Source organism: Mycobacterium sp. DL, assembly GCF_039729195.1.
Lineage (GTDB): Bacteria > Actinomycetota > Actinomycetes > Mycobacteriales > Mycobacteriaceae > Mycobacterium > Mycobacterium hippocampi_A.
On record NZ_CP155796.1, the window covers coordinates 1,367,485 to 1,385,656 of the forward strand.

At 66.7% G+C, this 18,172-nt stretch carries 15 protein-coding genes; 5 read left to right on the forward strand and 10 right to left on the reverse strand.

The annotated features are described in order from the left end of the window. Positions 1-1,044: an inner membrane protein YhjD gene (gene yhjD / locus ABDC78_RS06665; protein WP_178358940.1), complete on the forward strand. Its 1,044-nt coding sequence runs from the start codon at positions 1-3 to the stop codon at positions 1,042-1,044. 3 nt (positions 1,045-1,047) lie between these two features. Here yhjD and ABDC78_RS06670 read toward each other — a convergent pair whose 3' ends face one another. Further along, positions 1,048-2,256: a D-alanyl-D-alanine carboxypeptidase family protein gene (locus ABDC78_RS06670; RefSeq protein ID WP_178358941.1), complete on the reverse strand. Its 1,209-nt coding sequence runs from the start codon at positions 2,254-2,256 to the stop codon at positions 1,048-1,050. Positions 2,257-2,410: 154 nt separating this feature from the next. Next, on the reverse strand, positions 2,411-2,710 hold the full coding sequence (locus tag ABDC78_RS06675) for a hypothetical protein (RefSeq protein ID WP_178358942.1): 300 nt from the start codon (positions 2,708-2,710) through the stop codon (positions 2,411-2,413). Between the two features lie 189 nt (positions 2,711-2,899). Between ABDC78_RS06675 and ABDC78_RS06680 the strand changes: the two genes are divergently transcribed. Both ABDC78_RS06680 and ABDC78_RS06685 read left to right on the forward strand, forming a co-directional pair. Next, positions 2,900-4,090 carry a metallophosphoesterase gene (locus tag ABDC78_RS06680; RefSeq protein WP_178358943.1) on the forward strand — a complete coding sequence of 397 codons (1,191 nt, stop codon included), beginning with the start codon at positions 2,900-2,902 and terminating at the stop codon, positions 4,088-4,090. 124 nt (positions 4,091-4,214) lie between these two features. Continuing rightward, positions 4,215-4,394: a hypothetical protein gene (locus ABDC78_RS06685; protein ID WP_178358944.1), complete on the forward strand. Its 180-nt coding sequence runs from the start codon at positions 4,215-4,217 to the stop codon at positions 4,392-4,394. 51 nt (positions 4,395-4,445) lie between these two features. On the opposite strand, the gene ABDC78_RS06690 is transcribed toward ABDC78_RS06685, so the two are convergent. Next, the gene (locus tag ABDC78_RS06690; RefSeq protein WP_178358945.1) at positions 4,446-4,751 is read right to left on the reverse strand and encodes a hypothetical protein; all 306 of its coding nucleotides are present in this window, start codon (positions 4,749-4,751) and stop codon (positions 4,446-4,448) included. A 237-nt stretch (positions 4,752-4,988) separates the two neighbouring features. On the opposite strand from ABDC78_RS06690, the gene ABDC78_RS06695 reads away from it, so the two are divergent. Next, positions 4,989-5,810 carry an alpha/beta hydrolase gene (locus tag ABDC78_RS06695; RefSeq protein ID WP_178358946.1) on the forward strand — a complete coding sequence of 274 codons (822 nt, stop codon included), beginning with the start codon at positions 4,989-4,991 and terminating at the stop codon, positions 5,808-5,810. A gap of 60 nt (positions 5,811-5,870) precedes the next feature. Here the strand turns inward: ABDC78_RS06695 and ABDC78_RS06700 are convergent, their stop codons facing one another. The 4 genes from ABDC78_RS06700 to ABDC78_RS06715 all read right to left on the reverse strand — a co-directional run bounded on the left by ABDC78_RS06700 (position 5,871) and on the right by ABDC78_RS06715 (position 9,344). Next, positions 5,871-6,191: a hypothetical protein gene (locus ABDC78_RS06700; protein WP_178358947.1), complete on the reverse strand. Its 321-nt coding sequence runs from the start codon at positions 6,189-6,191 to the stop codon at positions 5,871-5,873. Between the two features lie 164 nt (positions 6,192-6,355). After that, positions 6,356-7,357 carry an SMP-30/gluconolactonase/LRE family protein gene (locus tag ABDC78_RS06705; RefSeq protein ID WP_178358948.1) on the reverse strand — a complete coding sequence of 334 codons (1,002 nt, stop codon included), beginning with the start codon at positions 7,355-7,357 and terminating at the stop codon, positions 6,356-6,358. Between the two features lie 80 nt (positions 7,358-7,437). Then, on the reverse strand, positions 7,438-8,826 hold the full coding sequence (locus ABDC78_RS06710; protein ID WP_178358949.1) for an aspartate aminotransferase family protein: 1,389 nt from the start codon (positions 8,824-8,826) through the stop codon (positions 7,438-7,440). Beyond that, positions 8,823-9,344, reverse strand: coding sequence for an Lrp/AsnC family transcriptional regulator (locus ABDC78_RS06715; protein WP_178358950.1), 522 nt, complete (start codon positions 9,342-9,344; stop codon positions 8,823-8,825). Before ABDC78_RS06715 ends, ABDC78_RS06710 begins: the two co-directional genes overlap by 4 nt. Positions 9,345-9,466: 122 nt before the next feature. On the opposite strand from ABDC78_RS06715, the gene ABDC78_RS06720 reads away from it, so the two are divergent. Continuing rightward, a complete protein-coding gene (locus ABDC78_RS06720; RefSeq protein ID WP_178358951.1) occupies positions 9,467-10,942 on the forward strand; it encodes a gamma-aminobutyraldehyde dehydrogenase in 1,476 nt (491 codons plus the stop codon). Between the two features lie 78 nt (positions 10,943-11,020). On the opposite strand, the gene ABDC78_RS06725 is transcribed toward ABDC78_RS06720, so the two are convergent. The 3 genes from ABDC78_RS06725 to ABDC78_RS06735 form a co-directional block, all read right to left on the reverse strand. Beyond that, complete coding sequence (locus ABDC78_RS06725; protein WP_178358952.1) at positions 11,021-15,484, reverse strand: Ig-like domain-containing protein; 4,464 nt, start codon at positions 15,482-15,484, stop codon at positions 11,021-11,023. A 198-nt stretch (positions 15,485-15,682) separates the two neighbouring features. After that, entirely contained in the window at positions 15,683-16,543 is an 861-nt protein-coding gene (locus ABDC78_RS06730) for a universal stress protein (RefSeq protein WP_178358953.1), read from the reverse strand. A 27-nt stretch (positions 16,544-16,570) separates the two neighbouring features. Further along, positions 16,571-18,082: an APC family permease gene (locus tag ABDC78_RS06735; protein ID WP_178358954.1), complete on the reverse strand. Its 1,512-nt coding sequence runs from the start codon at positions 18,080-18,082 to the stop codon at positions 16,571-16,573. Between the last annotated feature and the right edge of the window lie 90 nt (positions 18,083-18,172).

The window sequence follows — 18,172 nt, forward strand, 5'->3', positions numbered from 1 at the left end:
ATGACTGCGCCGGACAGCTCGACTGACTCCGACGACAAGCCCGGCATCCTCGACCGCCTCCGCGCGCGGATGCCCTGGTTCGATCACGTGATGCGGGCTCAGGGCCGCTACAACGAGTGCAAAGGCGACTTCTACGCAGCCGGCATCACCTATTTCACGATCTTTGCGCTGTTCCCGCTTCTGATGGTCGGGTTCGCCGTCGCCGGTTTCGTCCTGGCCAGCCGACCGGATTTGTTCGCCGAGGTGGAGAACCAGATCAGGGGTGCGGTCAGCGGTGACCTCGGAGAGCAACTCGTCGAGCTGATGGAGTCGGCGATCGAGTCGCGCGGCACCGTCGGCGTCATCGGGCTGGCGGCCGCGGCGTGGGCGGGCCTGGGCTGGATGGCCAACCTGCGTGAGGCACTCAGCCAGATGTGGGGTGGGTTTCGGGCCGAGCCCGCCGGGTTCGTCAAGACCAAGCTGTCGGATCTGCTGTCGTTGCTCTCGGCGTTCGTGGCCATCGTGGCCACCGTGGCGCTGACGGCCCTGGGCAGCAGATCGGTGATGGACACCGTGCTGGGCTGGTTCGGCATCGGCGACACCACCGGACTGACCCTGGTGTTGCGCGGGGTCTCGATCCTGGTCTCGGTGCTGGTGTCCTGGTTGCTGTTCACGCTGGTGATCGTGCGACTGCCCCGGGAACCGGTCGGTTTCCGCAGCGGGGTGCGGGCCGGGCTGCTGGCCGCCGTCGCATTCGAGATCTTCAAGCTGGTCGCGTCGATCTATCTGCAGTCGGTGGTCACCGGACCGGCCGGTGCGACGTTCGGTCCCGTTCTCGGGTTGATGGTGTTCGCCTACATCACCGCCCGGCTGATCCTGTTCGCCACGGCGTGGGCGGCGACGACGGCGGAGAACATGGGCGAAGAGCCCATCCCGGCACCCGCGCCGGCGGTCATCAGGAACCGGATCGTCACCCGCCCCGGACTCGGGCCGGTGCAGGCGACGGCTGCCGTCGCGGCGGGAGCGCTTGGCGCGCTGGGCCTTACGCGATGGCGTAGGCGCTAGCCGTCACACCGGTCGGCGGTTGAGCGCGCGGGCACACATGATCAGGCTGAACACGATCACCGACCCGATCACGCCGACCCCGATTCGGACGGGCAGCGCGTTGACGTCGGGGAGCGCGGCGTTGGCGTTGTTCGTCGTGCCTGCGGTGGCGGGATCCGGTTTGGCGGCGACCAGCGAGGGGTCCGGCTCGATCAGGGTCCCCACCCTGGTGCCGGGTGCGGTCGCGTATCCGTAGTCGAGCAGTCGTGCGGCCTGCTCCCACGGCGCGATGGGTTGCCGGGTGCCGCGCAGGAGGACGGCGACCAACCGGCGTCCGTCGCGGTCGGCGGCGCCTACAAAGGTCTGTTGGGCGTCGTCGGTGTAACCGGTCTTGCCGCCCAGCGCCCCGGGGTAGTTGGCCAGCAGCTTGTTGTCGTTCTCGATCGGGTAGCCGGCGCCGTCGCGGCCGGGGAACGTCGTCGAACGGGTGGCGACGATGTCGGAGAAGGTCGGGTTCTGCCAGGCGTAACGGTAGATCAGGCCGATGTCGTAGGCCGAGGTGCTCATGCCGGGGCCGTCTAGGCCGGACGGTGTCGCCACCCGGGTGTCGCGCGCCCCCAGCTGGCCGGCGAGGACATTGAGCTTGTTCAAGGCGTTGTCCATGCCGCCCATCTGCATCGCCAGCGCATGTGCCGCGTCGTTTCCGGAGTACATGAGCAGGCCGTGCAGCAGGTCGTTGATCGAATAGAAGCCGCCCTCGCCGACTCCTACGCTGGTGCCTTCGACCGCGGCGTCCTCGGCCGTGCCGGGAACCACCTTGTGCAGCGGCAGGTCGCGGATGGCCTGCATCGCGGTGAGTGCCTTGATGATGCTGGCGGGGCGATGCCTGCCGTGCGGGTCCCGGGCCGCGATGACGTCGCCGGTGTCGAGGTCGGCGACCAGCCAGGCCTCCGCGGAGACGTCGCCGGGGACCGGCGGGGTATTGGGCGCGGTGATGACGCCGCAGCCCGACAGCGCGTCCCCGCCCATCGGCTTGGCGGGTACCGGCAGCGGGTCCGGAGGCGGGCCGACCTTGGGGACCTCGGAGGCGTCGACGGCGGGCGGCGTCGCCACCCGGTAGGGGCAGGGGTCCACCGCCGCGTTCGGCTCGGCCGCAGCGACCGGGGCGACTGCCAGAAGGGTCGCGATGACCAGCGCAGACAGCTGCGCGGAGATCTTTGTGAAGGTCGCCATCGTCTGCGCAGATTACGCAATCGAGGCGGCGATCACGGGGAGCCACGCGGTGACTGGTGTGGTCAGAGTTTCAAAAGTGACTCGCTCGGGTACCGGCCCCGGACGCACGAAAGGGGCACCCCATAGGGGAGGGTGCCCCTTTCTGTGCGGCGTCTCAGCGGACGTCGACGAACAGGATGTGTCCGACGGTTTCTAGGATGCGGTCGTCGCGCTGCCGGTCCCAGGTCCATTCCCGGATCGGCGAACCCGGGCGTACCGACACGACATCGGCTTCATCGAGCGGGGTGCCGTTCTCGCGGTTGACGATCACGCGGTTGCCGTCGGCTTCGAGCTGGCTGATCGTGTCCGCGGCGTTGACGGGACCGCTGGGCGCGGCGGTGGCGGGAGCGGCGAGTCCGAGGAGGGCTGCGGTGAGCCCGGCGGCGGCGGCGGTGGTGAGGGTCAGGTTCGTCATCTTCTGCTCTTCCCTGTGTCGGGTCGGAGCCGTGGAGCGTGTCGCGCGGTTTCGACTATCTGGTGGTTCGTGTTGCTTCTGATGGATTGAACCAGCAGGTCAGGGGATTAATTCCGCTGGCAGAAATTGAACGCTCGGTGGCAGTAACTAGGCTGTCGGCGACCGCTCGGCGCGCACCAAAGGACGTACATGTTCATCGTTGTTCTCGGCTCGGTCCTCGGGCTGATGCATCTGTACGTCTGGAAGCGGATGGTCAAGGACACCACCCGGCCCGGCCGCGCCAGATGGCTGCTGTCCATCGCCGTGGCCGCCCTGATGGTGTTGCTGCTCGTGACCCTGCTGGGGCCGCGCACCTTCGGGGTGACGGATGCGGGCTGGTACGCCTGGCCCGGATACTTCTGGTTCGGCCTGATCGCCTACCTGTTCCTGGTGCTGCTCGTGTTGGAGCCGGTGCGGCTGGCGCTGCGGGGCTGGGTGAAACGTGCGCCGACCGCCCCGGAGCCGGCGGCGGAGCCGGCGCCTGCACCGGAGCCGGCGCCTTCGGTGGACCGGCGGATCTTCCTGGCCCGGGCCGGTGCGGTGGCCGCAGGCGCCGCTGCGGTCGGACTGGTCGGTACCGGTGCGGCCAGCGCGCTCGGTCCGCCAACGGTGCTGCGGGTCCCGGTGCGGCTCAGCCGGCTGGACCCGGCGTTCAACGGGTTCCGCATCGCGGTGGTGTCCGACATTCACCTCGGTCCGCTGCTGGGTCGTGCGCACACCGAGCGGATCGTGCGGATGATCAACGAGACAGAACCCGACCTCGTGGCTGTGGTGGGTGACCTGGTCGACGGCACGGTCGAGGAGCTCGGCCCGGCGGCGGAACCGCTTCGCGACCTGCAATCGCGCGAGGGGACCTTCTTCGTCACCGGGAACCACGAGTACTTCGTCGAAGAGACCGACCTGTGGATGCGGGAACTCGAACGCCTGGGGCTGGATGTGCTGCGCAACGAGAACACCCGGATCCGCAGAGGGTCGGCCTCCTTCGACCTCTCCGGAGTCAACGACGTGGCGGGCGCGTCGCGCGACGATCCGCCTGATTTTGACCGGGCACTGGCCGGTGTGGACCCGGCAGGGCCGACGATCCTGCTGGCCCACCAACCGATCCACGTGACCGAAGCCGCCGCTCGTGGCGTCGACCTGCAGTTGTCCGGTCACACCCACGGCGGCCAGATGTGGCCGTTCCACTACATCGTCGCGCAGGAACAGCCGGCACTGGCAGGGTTGTCGACGGTGCAGGACACCCAGCTGTACGTGAGCCGCGGGGCCGGTTTCTGGGGACCTCCGGTGCGGATCGGGGCGCCGCCGGACATCAGCGTGTTGTCGCTGGAGAGTGGTTTATAACTTTGTGACGTTGGGCACTTCTTAGGAACATCACGGCTAAAGCTGACGGTAAAGCTCAGGTAGACCGGTCATGCTGAAGTCATAACTGAGGGAAAACCTGAAGTTCTCAGCGGGAGGCGCTGACATGCAGACGAACACCGGAAGTGCGACCGTCATCCATCTCGAGTCGCATCCAGCGTGGCGCTCAGCGCAGCGTCGAACGCACGAGATCGCCGAAGCCATGCGTCGACACCCGTCCTTCCAATCCCGTCTGGAGCCGGTGACCGGCGGCAACGCCGTGGTGCACCGCTTGGGTGCGCGCTGAGATCACGCACGAAAAAAGGGGCGCCCCGGCGGGGCGCCCCTCTTTTTTGTGTTACTTGACGTCGACGAAGTAGACGTTGCCGGTGGTCTCGAGGACGCGACGGTCGCCCTGGGCGTCCCAGACGTACTCGGTGATCGGCAGGCCCTGGCGGACACCGACGACCTCGGCGCTCGACAGCGGTGTGGAGCCCTGGCGGTTGACGATGACGCGGTTGCCGTCGGCTTCCAGCGAGCTGATGGTGTCGGTCGCGCTGCCTCCTGCGGGGGCGGCGACGGCAGGTGCGGCCAGGCCCACGAGGGCGGCGGCGAATCCTGCGACAGCGGCGGTGGTGGCGGTGATGATGGTGGTGTTCTTCATTGTTCTGCTCTTCCCTATGTGTGGGTCGGAGCCGTGGAGCGAATCTCGCGGTTCTGACGTTCTTAGCGTGATGTTCTTGTGGATCTGATGGCTTAAACCGGCAGGTCAGGGGTTTAATTCCACTGGCAGTATTTGAACGGTCGGTGGCAGTAATCGACGGTAGGTACCGCTAGCCCCCAGTGGCCGTGGCGGTCACCGCTGATGACAGAAGTTGCGAACGCGAGGAAAGTAGCGCCCATGAGCATCCACACCACACCCGACGGCACCGACATCTTCTACAAGGACTGGGGTACCGGTCAGCCGATCGTGTTCAGCCACGGCTGGCCGTTGTCCTCCGATGACTGGGACAACCAGATGCTCTTCTTCCTGCAGCAGGGCTACCGGGTGATCGCTCACGACCGGCGCGGTCACGGACGCTCCACCCAGACGCCCGGCGGCCACGACATCGACCACTACGCCGACGATCTCGCCTCGCTGACGGCACACCTCGACCTGCGCGACGCCATCCACGTCGGGCACTCCACCGGTGGCGGCGAGGTCGTCCGCTACGTCGCCCGGCATGAAGATCGGGTGGCCAAGGCCGCGATCATCAGTGCGGTGCCGCCGTTGATGGTGCAGACGGACGCCAACCCGGAAGGCCTGCCCAAGAGCGTGTTCGACGACCTGCAGGCACAGCTGGCGGCGAACCGCTCGGAGTTCTACCGCGCACTGCCGGCGGGACCCTTCTACGGTTTCAACCGCGCCGGTGTGGAGTCCTCGGAAGCGATCATCGAGAACTGGTGGCGTCAGGGCATGATGGGCGACGCCCTGTCGCACTACGACGGCATCGTCGCGTTCTCCCAGACCGACTTCACCGAGGACCTGAAGAAGATCACCGTTCCGGTGCTGGTGATGCACAGCGAAGACGACCAGATCGTGCCCTACGTCGCTTCGGGCCCCAAGTCCGCAGAGCTGCTGCAAAACGGAATCATGAAGACCTATCAGGGATTTCCGCACGGCATGCCCACGACGCGCGCGGACGTGATCAACGCCGATCTGCTGGCGTTCCTGAAGTCGTAGCACTTACGACATGAGAAAGGGGCACCCCATGGGAAGGGTGCCCCTTTCTTGGTCCAGGTGTCAGCGGACTTCTACGAAGTAGACCTTGCCGACTTCCTGCAGGACGCGATCGGTCTTGTTGCGGTTGTCACCTTGGCGCCCGGGCTTGTCGACATATTCGCGGATCGGGGGACCGGGCCGCACCGAGACCACGTTGGACTCCGCCAACGGGGCGCTGCTCTGCTTCTTGACGATGACGCGGTGGCCCTGAGCCTCGAGTTGGCTGATGGTCTGGCTGGCATCTCCGCCACCGCTGGGTGCTGCGAGTGCGGGGGTGGCCAGTCCGAGCACAACGGTCGACAGTGCTGCTGCGGCGGTGGTGGCGATAGTGAATTTCTTCATGGTTCTGCTCTTCCCTGTGTCGGGTCGGAGCCGTGGAGCGAATCACGCGGTTCTGACGTTCCTGGCTGATCTTGTGGATCTGAAGGCCTAAACCAGCAGGTCAGGGGATAAATTCCGGTGGCGGGAATCTCGCGGCTGATGGCGGGAACCTGTCGCCGGCAAGCTCAGAGTGCGGTTGCCGCGAGGTCGACACAGCCGAGGTACGGAGCGGCGATGCTGCCCATCCACAACCGGCCTTCGCTCTCGGCCACGCTGGTCACCATGCTGAACGACGGGTGCGTGGTGCGTACGCCGGCGACCGTGTCACCGTGGTCAGGGTCGAACGCGACGATCCAGACGACCGCCTCCGGTTTCGGCTGCAGCGGTTTGGGCAGGTTCCACACCAGCTTGCGCAGCAACGGCGGACCGGCGGCGAGTCGGTCCGCCACCGGGTTGGCGGGGGTGACCATCGCACACCAGATACGCCCGTCGGCGCCGGTGGACAGGTTGTCGGGCATCGCGGGGAGGTTCACCGCCAGCGGTGTCACCGATCCGGTGCGCGGCCCGGTCAGCCAGTACTTCGACAGCTGACGGCCTTGTGTCTCGGCGATCACCAGGGCCGAACCGTCTGCAGTCGGGGTGAGGCCGTTGGCGAAGTACAGTCCGTCGACGACGGTGGTGACCGTCCCGTCGGGATCGAGCCGATGGAGGTTGCCGCGCGGGCGGGCCTCCAGGATCGCGCCGAGGTAGTCACCGACTGTGAACGCTGTGGTGGACTCGGTGAAATAGATTGTGCCGTCGGCTGTTTCGGTGACATTGGAGCAGAACTTCAGCGAGCGCCCGGCTATCGAGTCGATCAACGTCTCGAATCGGCCGGTGGTGGTGTCCATGGCGAGCAGCCCCTTGGGGCTGTCACACACCAGCAGTCGGCCGTCCCGGGCGAACGTCAAGCCCAGCGGCCGGCCCCCGGTGTTGCCGACGACCTCGGGTCGGCTGCCGTCGGGTTGCAACCGCACGATCCCGCCGTCGAGGGCGCCCGTCCACAAAGCTCCGTCGGCGTCGACGACCACATCTTCGGGTTCGCCGCCGGGAACCGGGACGAGCGTGATGTCGGCGGGCGGGAGGTCGGGCAGCGGGTCGACAGGCGGCGCCTGCCACCGCACGGGATCGATCGACGGTTTGGGCACGCCGCCAGTCTCGCCGAAACGGTATTCCACGCGGTGACTTCTCGTGATCTCGCGCGTGGAATACCGTTTCGGCGGAGGGTTTACATCCGGCGGCTGGCTTCGGTCAGCACGCCGTGCAGGATGTCGTAGATCGCGTCGAACTCCTTCTGCCCGCTGATCAGCGGCGGGGCCAGCTGCACCACCGGGTCGCCGCGGTCGTCGGCGCGGCAGTACAGCCCCGCCTCGAAGAGCGCGGGTGTCAGGAAGCCGCGCAGCAGCCGCTCGCACTCGTCGTCGTCGAAGGTCTCCTTGGTGGCCTTGTCCTTGACGAGTTCGATGCCGTAGAAGAAGCCTTCGCCGCGGACGTCGCCGACGATCGGGATGTCGTAGAGCTTGTCCAGCGTCGCCTTGAACGCCGAGGCGTTCTGCTTGACGTGGTCGTTGATCCCTTCACGCTCGAAGATGTCGAGGTTGGCCAGCGCCACGGCCGCCGACACCGGGTGACCGCCGAAGGTGTAGCCGTGCCCGAAGACGGTCGAGCCGTCGTTGAACGGCTCGAACAACCGGTCGCTGGCGATCATCGCGCCGATGGGCGAGTACCCGGACGTGAGACCCTTGGCGCAGGTGATGATGTCGGGAACATAGCCGAAGTCGTTGCAGGCGAACATCGATCCGATGCGACCGTAGGCGCAGATCACCTCGTCGGAGACCAGCAGCACGTCGTACTCGTCGCAGATCTCGCGGACCCGCTCGAAGTATCCGGGCGGCGGCGGGAAGCAGCCTCCGGCGTTCTGCACCGGCTCCAGGAACACCGCCGCGACGGTGTCGGGGCCTTCGAACTCGATGGCCTCGGCGATCCGGTCAGCGCAGTACCGGCCGAACGCCTTGGGGTCCGAGCTGAACTGCTCGGGGGCCCGGTAGAAGTTGGTGTTCGGGACGCGGAAACCGCCGGGGGTCGGCGGATCGAACGGCGCCTTGAACGTCGGGATGCCGGTAATGGCCAGCGCACCCTGCGGCGTGCCGTGGTAGGCGATGGACCTCGAGATCACCTTGTACTTGCCGGGCCTGCCGGTCAGCTTGAAGTACTGCTTGGCCAGCTTCCAGGCGCTCTCGACGGCCTCGCCGCCACCCGTGGTGAAGAAGACGCGGTTCAGATCGCCGGGCGCGTAGCCGGCGAGCCGCTCGGCGAGCTCGATGGCGGGCGGAGTGGCGAAGGACCACAGCGGGAAGAAGGCCAGCGACTCGGCCTGCTTGGCGGCGGCTTCGGCCAGCTCGGCGCGGCCGTGGCCAACCTGGACGACGAACAGCCCGGAAAGGCCGTCGATGTATTTGTTGCCGTTGCTGTCCCAGATGTGGACACCCTCGCCGCGGGTGATGATCGTCGGCGTGATGCCTTCGCCGTGGCGAGCGAAGTGACCCCACAGGTGGCGATTGGCCTTGGCTGCCAGATCGCTGGTGGTGGTCTGTTCGGTTTCGGAAATGATAGTCATCGTGTACCCCAATTGTATTGCTGTTTAACAAGTTTCAGATAGACAAGGGTTTCGGTGGATATCACTCCCGGCAGCGCGCGGATTTTGGTGTTGAGCAGTTCGAGCAGGCTGTCGTCGTCCTCGCAGACCACCTCGACGATGGCGTCGAACGAACCGGCGGTGAGCACCACGTAGTCGACGGACTCGATCGTGGCCAGTTTCTCGGCGATCTTGGTGGTGTCACCGGTGCACTTGATCCCGATCATGGCCTGGCGGGCGAAACCCAACTGCATCGGATCGGTGACCGCGACGATCTGCATCACCCCGGCGTCCACCATCCGCTGGACCCGCTGGCGCACGGCGGCCTCGGACAGACCCACGGCCTTGCCGATGCCCGCGTACGAGCGTCGGCCGTCCTGCTGCAACTTCTCGATGATCGCTTTGGACAGGTCGTCGAGCTGAAATGCGGCCCCTGGACGAGACTGGTTCACACGGAACGAGACGGGGCCGACGACACGCGGAACCCCGGGGTTGGCCATGACACTGATTGTGCACGGAATCCGTCGCGCCAAGCAACCATGACCATGAAATCCCTTGTTTCGAGTGATTGGCGCAGCCGTAATGCGTAGCTTCAGGCCGGGCGTCGCGATAGCGTTGTGCCATGACTGTGGCAAGCAGCTGGATCGATGGTGCGCCGGTGCTGACCGGCGGCGCGGAGCATGTGGTGGTCAATCCCGCGACGGGTGAGGCCGTCGCCGAGATGGCCCTGGCCCGACCGGAGGACGTCGACGCCGCCGTCGCGTCGGCGCGCACCGCCCTGCGCGACTGGGCCGGTGCCACCCCGGCGGAGCGGTCGGCGGTGCTGGCCAAGTTGGCGAAGTTGGCCGACGAGGCCACCGACGTGCTGATCGCCGAGGAGGTCAGCCAGACGGGGAAGCCGGTGCGGCTGGCACGCGAGTTCGACGTCCCCGGCAGCGTCGACAACATCGACTTCTTCGCCGGCGCCGCCCGTCATCTCGAGGGCAAGGCCACCGCGGAGTACTCCGGCGACCACACGTCGTCGATCCGCCGTGAGGCTGTCGGCGTGGTCGCCACGATCACCCCGTGGAACTACCCGCTGCAGATGGCGGTGTGGAAGGTGTTGCCCGCCCTGGCGGCGGGCTGCTCGGTGGTGATCAAGCCCGCCGAGATCACCCCGCTGACGACGCTGACGCTGGCACGCCTGGCCAGTGAAGCTGGTCTGCCGGACGGGGTGTTCAACGTGCTCACCGGTGCCGGCGCCGACGTCGGGACCGCGCTGGCCGGCCACGCCGACGTCGACATGGTGACGTTCACCGGGTCCACGGCCGTCGGGCGCAAGGTGATGGCGGCCGCCGCGGTGCACGGGCATCGCACACAGCTCGAGCTCGGCGGCAAAGCGCCGTTCGTGGTGTTCGACGACGCCGACCTGGACGCGGCGATCCAGGGTGCGGTCGCGGGTTCGCTGATCAACACCGGGCAGGACTGCACCGCGGCCACCCGGGCCCTTGTCGCCCGCGATCTGTACGACGACTTCGTCGCGGGTGTCGCCGAGGTGATGGGCAAGGTCGTCGTCGGCGATCCGCACGACCCCGACACCGACCTGGGCCCGCTGATCACCACTGCCCATCGGGACAAGGTGGCCGGCATGGTGTCGCGGGCGTCGGGTCAGGGTGGACGCGTGGTGACCGGCGGGGTCGCGCCGGACTTGCCCGGCTCGTTCTACCGGCCCACGCTGATCGCCGACGTCTCCGAGAGCTCCGAGGTATACCGCGACGAGATCTTCGGCCCGGTGCTGACCGTGCGGTCGTTCACCGACGACGACGACGCGATCCGGCAGGCCAACGACACGGTGTACGGGCTGGCGGCCTCAGCCTGGACGCGTGATGTGTACCGGGCGCAGCGGGCGTCGCGGGAGATCCACGCCGGCTGCGTGTGGATCAACGACCACATCCCGATCATCTCCGAGATGCCACACGGGGGCTTCGGCGCGTCGGGCTTCGGCAAGGACATGAGCCAGTACTCGCTCGAGGAGTACCTGTCGATCAAGCATGTGATGAGCGACATCACCGGCACGGTCGACAAGGCTTGGCACCGAACGGTTTTCACCCAGCGCTGACATGTCGTGAACGTGCAGACCCGGTAGTCGCACGTACTGGCGAGCTACCGGGAATGCACGTTCACGGGTCTTCGGACGCTAGACGGTGACGGCCTCCTCGTCGGCGAGGATGGTGACGGGGACGTTGACGGCGACGTCGGTGGTGGCGCCGTTGCCGTCGTCGACGGTGATGGTGAAGGTGTCGAGCACTGTTTGGGGTGCGTTGGGGTTGTTCGGGGGTACCGGGCCGAACGGGATGCCGTCGCGCAGTGTGGTTCCTGGTTGGCTGGCGACGAGCAGGACTGGGTCGTAGGCTTGGTCGCGCATGTTGAACACTGCGAATCCGAGTGTGTAGTCGCCGGTCTGGGAGACCTGGTAGGTGGCGGTTTGCCAGCCGGTGGATCCGTAGCTGCCGGTGGAGTAGTCGCCGGTGCCGGTGTTGGTGAATCCCAGGATGGCGTAGTTCTCGGCGTAGTTGTTGACCAACACTGTTGGTGCTGGGCCGCTGCCCTGGTAGACCAGGGTGGTGATGGAGCCGTCGTTGTAGGGCTCGTAGTCGGTGCCGATGTAGTTCCACACCATGGTGTAGACGGTGTCGGCCTCCAGGGACACGGTGCGGGTCATCCAGGTTGCGTCGGTGGGTGTTTCGGCTGCGGTGGTGATGACGGCCTGTTGTTGCGCGAGGGTCAGTCCCAGTGCCGTGCCGGCTTCGGCGAAGGTCTGGGTGCTGTTGGGTGAGAGTGCGGCCGCCGAGCCGTTGGGGGTGTGTAGCCAGGTGTGGGCTGGTGTGGCGGTGTCGGGTCGGGGTGGCGCGTCGAATGACAGCGGGGTGGTGATGACGCTGACTCCGGTGCCGAGGTTGTCGGGCGCGGTGAGCACCGGACCTTGGTCGGTGTTCACGGTTCCGGTGGTCCATTCGTCCAGTGAGCCGGTCCAGAAGCCGGTGTTGGGGCTCACTGGGACGGGGTTGTTGGGGGTGTAGACGAAGCCACCGGTCTCTGCGTCGATCGTGACCGTGCCGTACTGGGTCTCGATCGGCGCTGCGCTGTAGGTCAGGGTGTCGCCGTCGACATCTGTAGCGACGGTCGAGCCCAGGATCACACCGCTGGTCGCGTTGGGTGTTCCGGTGATCACCTGCACCACCGGCGCATCGTTGGTCCCGACGATGGACACCATCACCGAACCCGTCGACGGCAGGACGCCATCGGTGATGGTGTAGGTGAAGAGATCGGTGAGGATGTCCCCTGCCGCCAGGCCCTGTACCTCTGCGTTGTCCGAACCGAGGGTGTAGGACACCGACGATCCCGTGAAAGTGACTGTGCCGTAGGCGCCGTCGGTCACGGTGGTGATCGTCACCGGGTCACCGTCGACATCGCTGTCGTTGGCCAGCACCTCGTGGGTCAGGACGTCGGTGCTGTCCTCGGCGATGCTCCCGGCCGCGTCGTCGACGGCTACCGGCGCGTCGTTGACGTTGGTGATGACCACGGTGACCGTGGCACCGGCGTTCGACGTGCCGTCACTGATCGTGTAGGTGAAGCTGTCGGTGCCGTGGAAGTTCGCTGCCGGGGTGTAGGTGATGGTCCCATCGGCGGCGAGGCTGGTGCTCCCGTGAGAAGCCGTACCGACCGCGACGACGGACAGGGTGTCACCGCCCGCGTCGGAATCGTTGTCCAGCAACAGAACAGGTGCGATCGCTATTTCAGTGTCTTCCTCGGTCGTGACCTCGTCATCGGCTGCAACAGGCGGTGTGGTGGTCTCGGCGAGGATGGTGACGGGGACGTTGACGATGACGTCGGTGGTGGCGCCGTTGCCGTCGTCGACGGTGATGGTGAAGGTGTCGAGCACTGTTTGGGGTGCGTTGGGGTTGTTCGGTGGTACCGGGCCGAACGGGATGCCGTCGCGCAGTGTGGTTCCTGGTTGGCTGGCGACGAGCAGGACTGGGTCGTATGCTTGGTCGCGCATGTTGAACACTGCGAATCCGAGTGTGTAGTCGCCGGTCTGGGAGACCTGGTAGGTGGCGGTTTGCCAGCCGGTGGATCCGTAGCTGCCGGTGGAGTAGTCGCCGGTGCCGGTGTTGGTGAATCCCAGGATGGCGTAGTTCTCGGCGTAGTTGTTGACCAACACTGTTGGTGCTGGGCCGCTGCCCTGGTAGACCAGGGTGGTGATGGAGCCGTCGTTGTAGGGCTCGTAGTCGGTGCCGATGTAGTTCCACACCATGGTGTAGACGGTGTCGGCCTCCAGGGACACGGTGCGGGTCATCCAGGTTGCGTCGGTGGGTGTTTCGGCTGCGGTGGTGATGACGGCCTGTTGTTGCGCGAGGGTCAGTCCCAGTGCCGTGCCGGCTTCGGCGAAGGTCTGGGTGCTGTTGGGTGAGAGTGCGGCCGCCGAGCCGTTGGGGGTGTGTAGCCAGGTGTGGGCTGGTGTGCCGGTCTGGGGCCACTCGGGGGCGTTGAACGACAGCGGGGTGGTGATGACGCTGACTCCGGTGCCGAGGTTGTCCGGGGCGGTGACAGTCGGGCCCTGGTCGGTGTTCACGGTTCCGGTGGTCCATTCGTCCAGTGAGCCGGTCCAGAAGCCGGTGTTGGGGCTCACTGGGACGGGGTTGTTGGGGGTGTAGACGAAGCCACCGGTCTCTGCGTCGATCGTGACCGTGCCGTACTGGGTCTCGATCGGCGCTGCGCTGTAGGTCAGGGTGTCGCCGTCGACATCTGAAGCGACGGTCGAGCCCAGGATCACACCGGATATCGGGTTCGGTTGGCCCGCAACAGCTTGCGCTACGGGCGCATCGTTGACGCCCGTGATCGTGACGGTGACCGTCGCGGTGCGCTCAGATGTGGAGTCACTCACGGTGTAGGTGAAGGTGTCCGTGCCGAAGTGATCGACGTCGGGCGTGTAGGTGATGGTCCCGTCGCCGTTGACCATGGCGCTGCCATGTCCGGGTGTGCTCACGGCGACTACGTTCAGAGACGTGGTGTCGACGTCGTCGTCGTTGCCGACGACGTTGATGATGACCGCGGTCTCCTCGGAGGTTGTCGCGGTGTCATCGATCGCGACAGGTGCGTCGTCGACGGGTGCCACGGTGACCGTCACCGTGGCGGTGGCGGAGTTGGTGCCGTCGGAGACGGTGTAGGTGAAGAAGTCGACCCCGTTGAAGTTGGTGGCCGGCGTGTAGGCGATGGTGCCATTGGCGTTGACCGTAACGGACCCGCCCCATTCCGGGGTGCCCACGGAGGTGACGGTCAGCGCATCACCGTCGGGGTCGCTGTCGTTGTCCAGCACGTCGATGTTGGTGGTGCCGGAATCCTCGTCGATGGTGAGGACGTCGTTGGTCGTGACCGGCGCGGAGTCGGCAGCAGGGGCAACCGCCACCGAAACCGTGGTCGTCGAACCGTGTCCACCCCCGAACAGCAGGCTGGCGAGACCGTGGATGTGCCAGGGGCTGGCTTCGTCGGACACGGTGTAGGCGAAAGTGTCGGTGCCGGTGAAGCCGGCATCGGGGGTGTAGGTGAAGGTGCCGTCGGGGTTGAGCGCGACGGTTCCGTTGGCGGCCTGGGTGTATTTGGTGATGGTCAGGACGTCGCCGCCGGGGTAGAGATTGGCGTCGATGTCGTTGCCGAGCACGGCGATCGTGGTGGGCACCTCTTCGGACGTGGCGGCGATATCGGCCACCGCGTGCGGCGCGCTGTTGAAGAACGTGCGGTTGATCTCGCGGCGGACGAAGGCCAGCACGCCGAGCAGTAGCGGCGGATCACCGGGCATCGACGGCCCGGGGTGGAACAGCATGTTGAGGGCCTGCCCCGCGATCTTCAGCAGAGCCACCGGCCCGCCGAGGAGTACGCCGATCGGCGACTTCGGCTGCTGGACCAAGGGTGCCGGTGCGGGCACGCCGACCGGGGCGGCGGCCGGCGCGGACTGTGTCGTCACATCCGCCGATCCCTGGGTCTGCATCGCCAGCGAGAATGCCTTGGCTTCGACGGGCTCGGACTGCTGGATCTCCAGCGCTCCTTCGGATTCCGTGATCTCCGGATCCTTCTGGCGCAGGGCCGGGGCCGGCTGCTCGGACACCGAGTCGGATTCATCGACCGGGGGCGACGCGTTATCGGGGACGGCCACCTCAGGAGCCGGGCTCGACGGTGCGAAGTTCTCGGGCACGGCCTCCAGTGGAATCTCGAGGATCTCTTCCTCGGGTTCCTCTTCGGTTTCGACGAGGATGTCCTGGGGCTCCTCGTCGGTTTCGACGACGATGTCCTGGGGCTCCTCGTCGGTTTCGTCGACGATGTCCTCGGATTCCTCTTCGGTCTCGTCGGTGATGTCCTGGGGCTCTTCGTCGGCGGCGTCGTCGTGGTGGGTTCCGCCACCGAAACCGGCGCCGTCACCGGCATCGTCACCGGCGTCGTCACCCTGCTGTCCGGCCGGGTCTGACGACGGCGACTGCGTCTGTGCCGACTTGTCGGCGGAACCGGAGTCGCCGGTGTCGGCCCAGGCCGGGTTCGCTACCGCGGTCCCGATTCCGAGCGCAAGAGCCAGAGCGCCTACCCGCCCGACGTGCTTTGCATACCCCATGATTTTCCCCCCGTTTGCGCGGCCCGAAATGGGCCGTTAGACGCATGACGCTAGGGACAGGGGGATGTGGACCGAATCGGGGGATTCCCTATGTTCTCGCCGCCCGACCCAGGGGGCAGATGCCCCGCAGGTGTCATTTCAGCAAATGTGGCGGCACTGTGTCGGCGGCGCACGCAGCAGGTTCGCAGACGTGACGAGCTAATCGGCCTTCGGCACCACGATCACCGGGACGTCCACGCCGGCCAGGATGCGCGCCGCCGTCGACCCCAGGAAGATCCGGCTCGGGGCGGCGAACCGGCTCGAGCCGACCACCAGCAGGTCCCCGTCGTCCCAGTTGAGCTTCTTCAGCGCCGACTCCAGCGTCATGCCGTCGGCGACCAACGACGTGATCTCGGGTGACTCCGGCAGCGCGCGCGCCGCGATCGCGAGGTTCTCCTCGGCGGCCGCGACCTGCAGTTGCCGGACCTCGCGGGCGCTGCCCGCCTCCGACAGGTTCTCCGCCGACACCAGTGACAGCATGCGGATCGGCAACCCGGCGGCGCTGGCCAGCGTGATCGCGAACGGCAACGGGTTGTCGTCGCCGGCCCGGGTGGGCACCGCGGCCGTCACGGCGTCGATCGCCTCGTCGGGGTCCTCGGCGTAGCCGCGCGGCGCGAGCGCCACCGGGATCGGTGAGGAGTGCAACAGCGCATTGGTGACCGGGCCGATGGTGTGGCGGCCGAAGAAGCCGTCCCGGGCGCCGCCGACCACGATCAGATCGGAAGCTTTCTGCTCGGCGAAATCGATGAGCGACTGGGCGAACGACTCGCCGACGGTCACGGTGGACCCGGCGGTCACACCCTCGGCGGCCAGCGCGGCGACCGCCTTGGACACCCAATCCTTGCCACGATTGACGAGCAACTGTTGGTAGTCCGCACGGCCGGGATGGCCGTCGGGCAGTTCCTCGCGGACGACGAGCAGCACGTCCACGTCGGCGTCGAAGGTCTTGGCGAGCGCGCTGGCCAGTGCGATGCCGTCGTCGCCGGTCGGGGTGGCTAGGTAGCCGACTGTCAGATGCATTGCTGTTCCTGCTCTTTCAGTGATGTATCAGTAGACGTCCGGGACCTTGACTTCGGTGCTCGCGTTCAGTGTCTCACCGCGGAAGAACCGCTTGGTGCCGAATGCGAAGCATGCCAGCATCAGCGGGATGCCCAACACCAGCATCCCGATGCCGAGGACAAAGACCCCGCCGACGGGTCCGAACGCGGTGTAGCCGTAGTCGGGCTGGATCATGTCCCTGGCGCTCTGGAAGAACGCCCACGTCATGGCCAGGGCGCCGATCAGCGGGAAGATGCCGCGGAAGAACAGATTTCGGGCCGAGGCGAACAGCGTCGCGCGGAAGTACCACACGCATGCATAGGCGGTGACCCCGTAGTAGAACGCCACCGCCAGGCCGAGTGAGGCGACCGAGTCGGCGAGCGCGTTCTCCGAGAGGACCGTCAGCACCAGGTAGAAGAACAGCGCCGACAGACCCATGACGATGGTGCCGAACGCCGGGGTCATGTAGCGGGGGTGCACGTTGGCGAACCGCTTGGGGATGGCTTCGTAGACGGCCATCGACAGCGAGCCGCGGGCGGTGGGCAGGATCGTGGTCTGCGTCGACGACAGCGCCGATATCGAGACGGTCAGCAGCAGCGCGGACGCCGCGATCGAACCGGCGACGGGACCACCGAGCACCGTGAGCACGTCGTCGGTGTTGTTGGGGTTGTTCAGGCCGATGCCGACCTCGCCGAAACCGGCGAACGACTGGATCGCGTAGGCCACCAGCACGTAGGTGCAGACCAGGATGACGGTGGTGATCAGCGCCGCGATGCCGGGCGTTCTGCCGGGATCCTTGGTCTCTTCGCCGACGGCCAGGCACGCGTCCCAGCCCCAGTAGATGAAGATGCACAGGATGATCGCCGCGGCGATCGACGACGCATCCAGCCCGCCGGGCCACAGCCACGACAGCTGCGGCGAGATGGCCTGCGCGCCGGCGTTGCCCGCGAATACCCGGATCAGTGCGATCACGCTGATGGTGACCAGCACACCGAACTGGATGGCGATCAGCACGTTCTGCACCCGCTCGCTGACGACGATGCCGCGCGCCGACAACAGGGTCATCGCGATTATGAAGAAGCACCCGAGACCGACCTTGGCGAAGACGTTCTCGGCGAGGTCGTCGAGGCCGAGGAAGTTGAACAGGTAGATCGCGGCGATCTCGGCGACGTTGGCCAGCACGATGATCGCCGACACGGCCAGACCCCAGCCGCCGATCCAGCCGATCCACGGTCCGAACGCCTTGGTGCCCCAGGTGAAGGTGGTGCCGCAGTCGGGCGTGTCCTGCGCCAGTTCCTTGTAGGCGAACGCGACGAGCAGCATCGGGATGAACGCCAGGACGAACATCGCCGGGGCCTTCTCGCCGACGGCCAGCACGACGTAGCCGAGGGTGGCCGCCAGGCTGTAGGCGGGCGCGACGGCCGCCAAGCCGATCACCACATTGCCGACGAGGCCGAGCGCCCCCGCCTGCAGGCCCTTGCTGCCGACGGCGGGCGCCGACGGTTCCTCCATGATTGCCATGCGCGCAATATACGGTTCCGGTGGTGACGGCGCGCGTCGTACGCGTAAATCGTTGTCATATAGCGGTTTCGCAACGATATTCGCGCTGAT

What these genes read in the sequence shown, in the direction of transcription:
- yhjD (WP_178358940.1), top strand. Translation starts at nt 1, where the DNA reads ATGACTGCGCCGGACAGCTCGACTGACTCCGACGACAAGCCCGGCATC.
- ABDC78_RS06670 (WP_178358941.1), bottom strand. Translation starts at nt 2,256, where the DNA reads ATGGCGACCTTCACAAAGATCTCCGCGCAGCTGTCTGCGCTGGTCATC.
- ABDC78_RS06675 (WP_178358942.1), bottom strand. Translation starts at nt 2,710, where the DNA reads ATGACGAACCTGACCCTCACCACCGCCGCCGCCGCCGGGCTCACCGCA.
- ABDC78_RS06680 (WP_178358943.1), top strand. Translation starts at nt 2,900, where the DNA reads ATGTTCATCGTTGTTCTCGGCTCGGTCCTCGGGCTGATGCATCTGTAC.
- ABDC78_RS06685 (WP_178358944.1), top strand. Translation starts at nt 4,215, where the DNA reads ATGCAGACGAACACCGGAAGTGCGACCGTCATCCATCTCGAGTCGCAT.
- ABDC78_RS06690 (WP_178358945.1), bottom strand. Translation starts at nt 4,751, where the DNA reads ATGAAGAACACCACCATCATCACCGCCACCACCGCCGCTGTCGCAGGA.
- ABDC78_RS06695 (WP_178358946.1), top strand. Translation starts at nt 4,989, where the DNA reads ATGAGCATCCACACCACACCCGACGGCACCGACATCTTCTACAAGGAC.
- ABDC78_RS06700 (WP_178358947.1), bottom strand. Translation starts at nt 6,191, where the DNA reads ATGAAGAAATTCACTATCGCCACCACCGCCGCAGCAGCACTGTCGACC.
- ABDC78_RS06710 (WP_178358949.1), bottom strand. Translation starts at nt 8,826, where the DNA reads ATGACTATCATTTCCGAAACCGAACAGACCACCACCAGCGATCTGGCA.
- ABDC78_RS06715 (WP_178358950.1), bottom strand. Translation starts at nt 9,344, where the DNA reads ATGGCCAACCCCGGGGTTCCGCGTGTCGTCGGCCCCGTCTCGTTCCGT.
- ABDC78_RS06720 (WP_178358951.1), top strand. Translation starts at nt 9,467, where the DNA reads ATGACTGTGGCAAGCAGCTGGATCGATGGTGCGCCGGTGCTGACCGGC.
- ABDC78_RS06725 (WP_178358952.1), bottom strand. Translation starts at nt 15,484, where the DNA reads ATGGGGTATGCAAAGCACGTCGGGCGGGTAGGCGCTCTGGCTCTTGCG.
- ABDC78_RS06730 (WP_178358953.1), bottom strand. Translation starts at nt 16,543, where the DNA reads ATGCATCTGACAGTCGGCTACCTAGCCACCCCGACCGGCGACGACGGC.
- ABDC78_RS06735 (WP_178358954.1), bottom strand. Translation starts at nt 18,082, where the DNA reads ATGGCAATCATGGAGGAACCGTCGGCGCCCGCCGTCGGCAGCAAGGGC.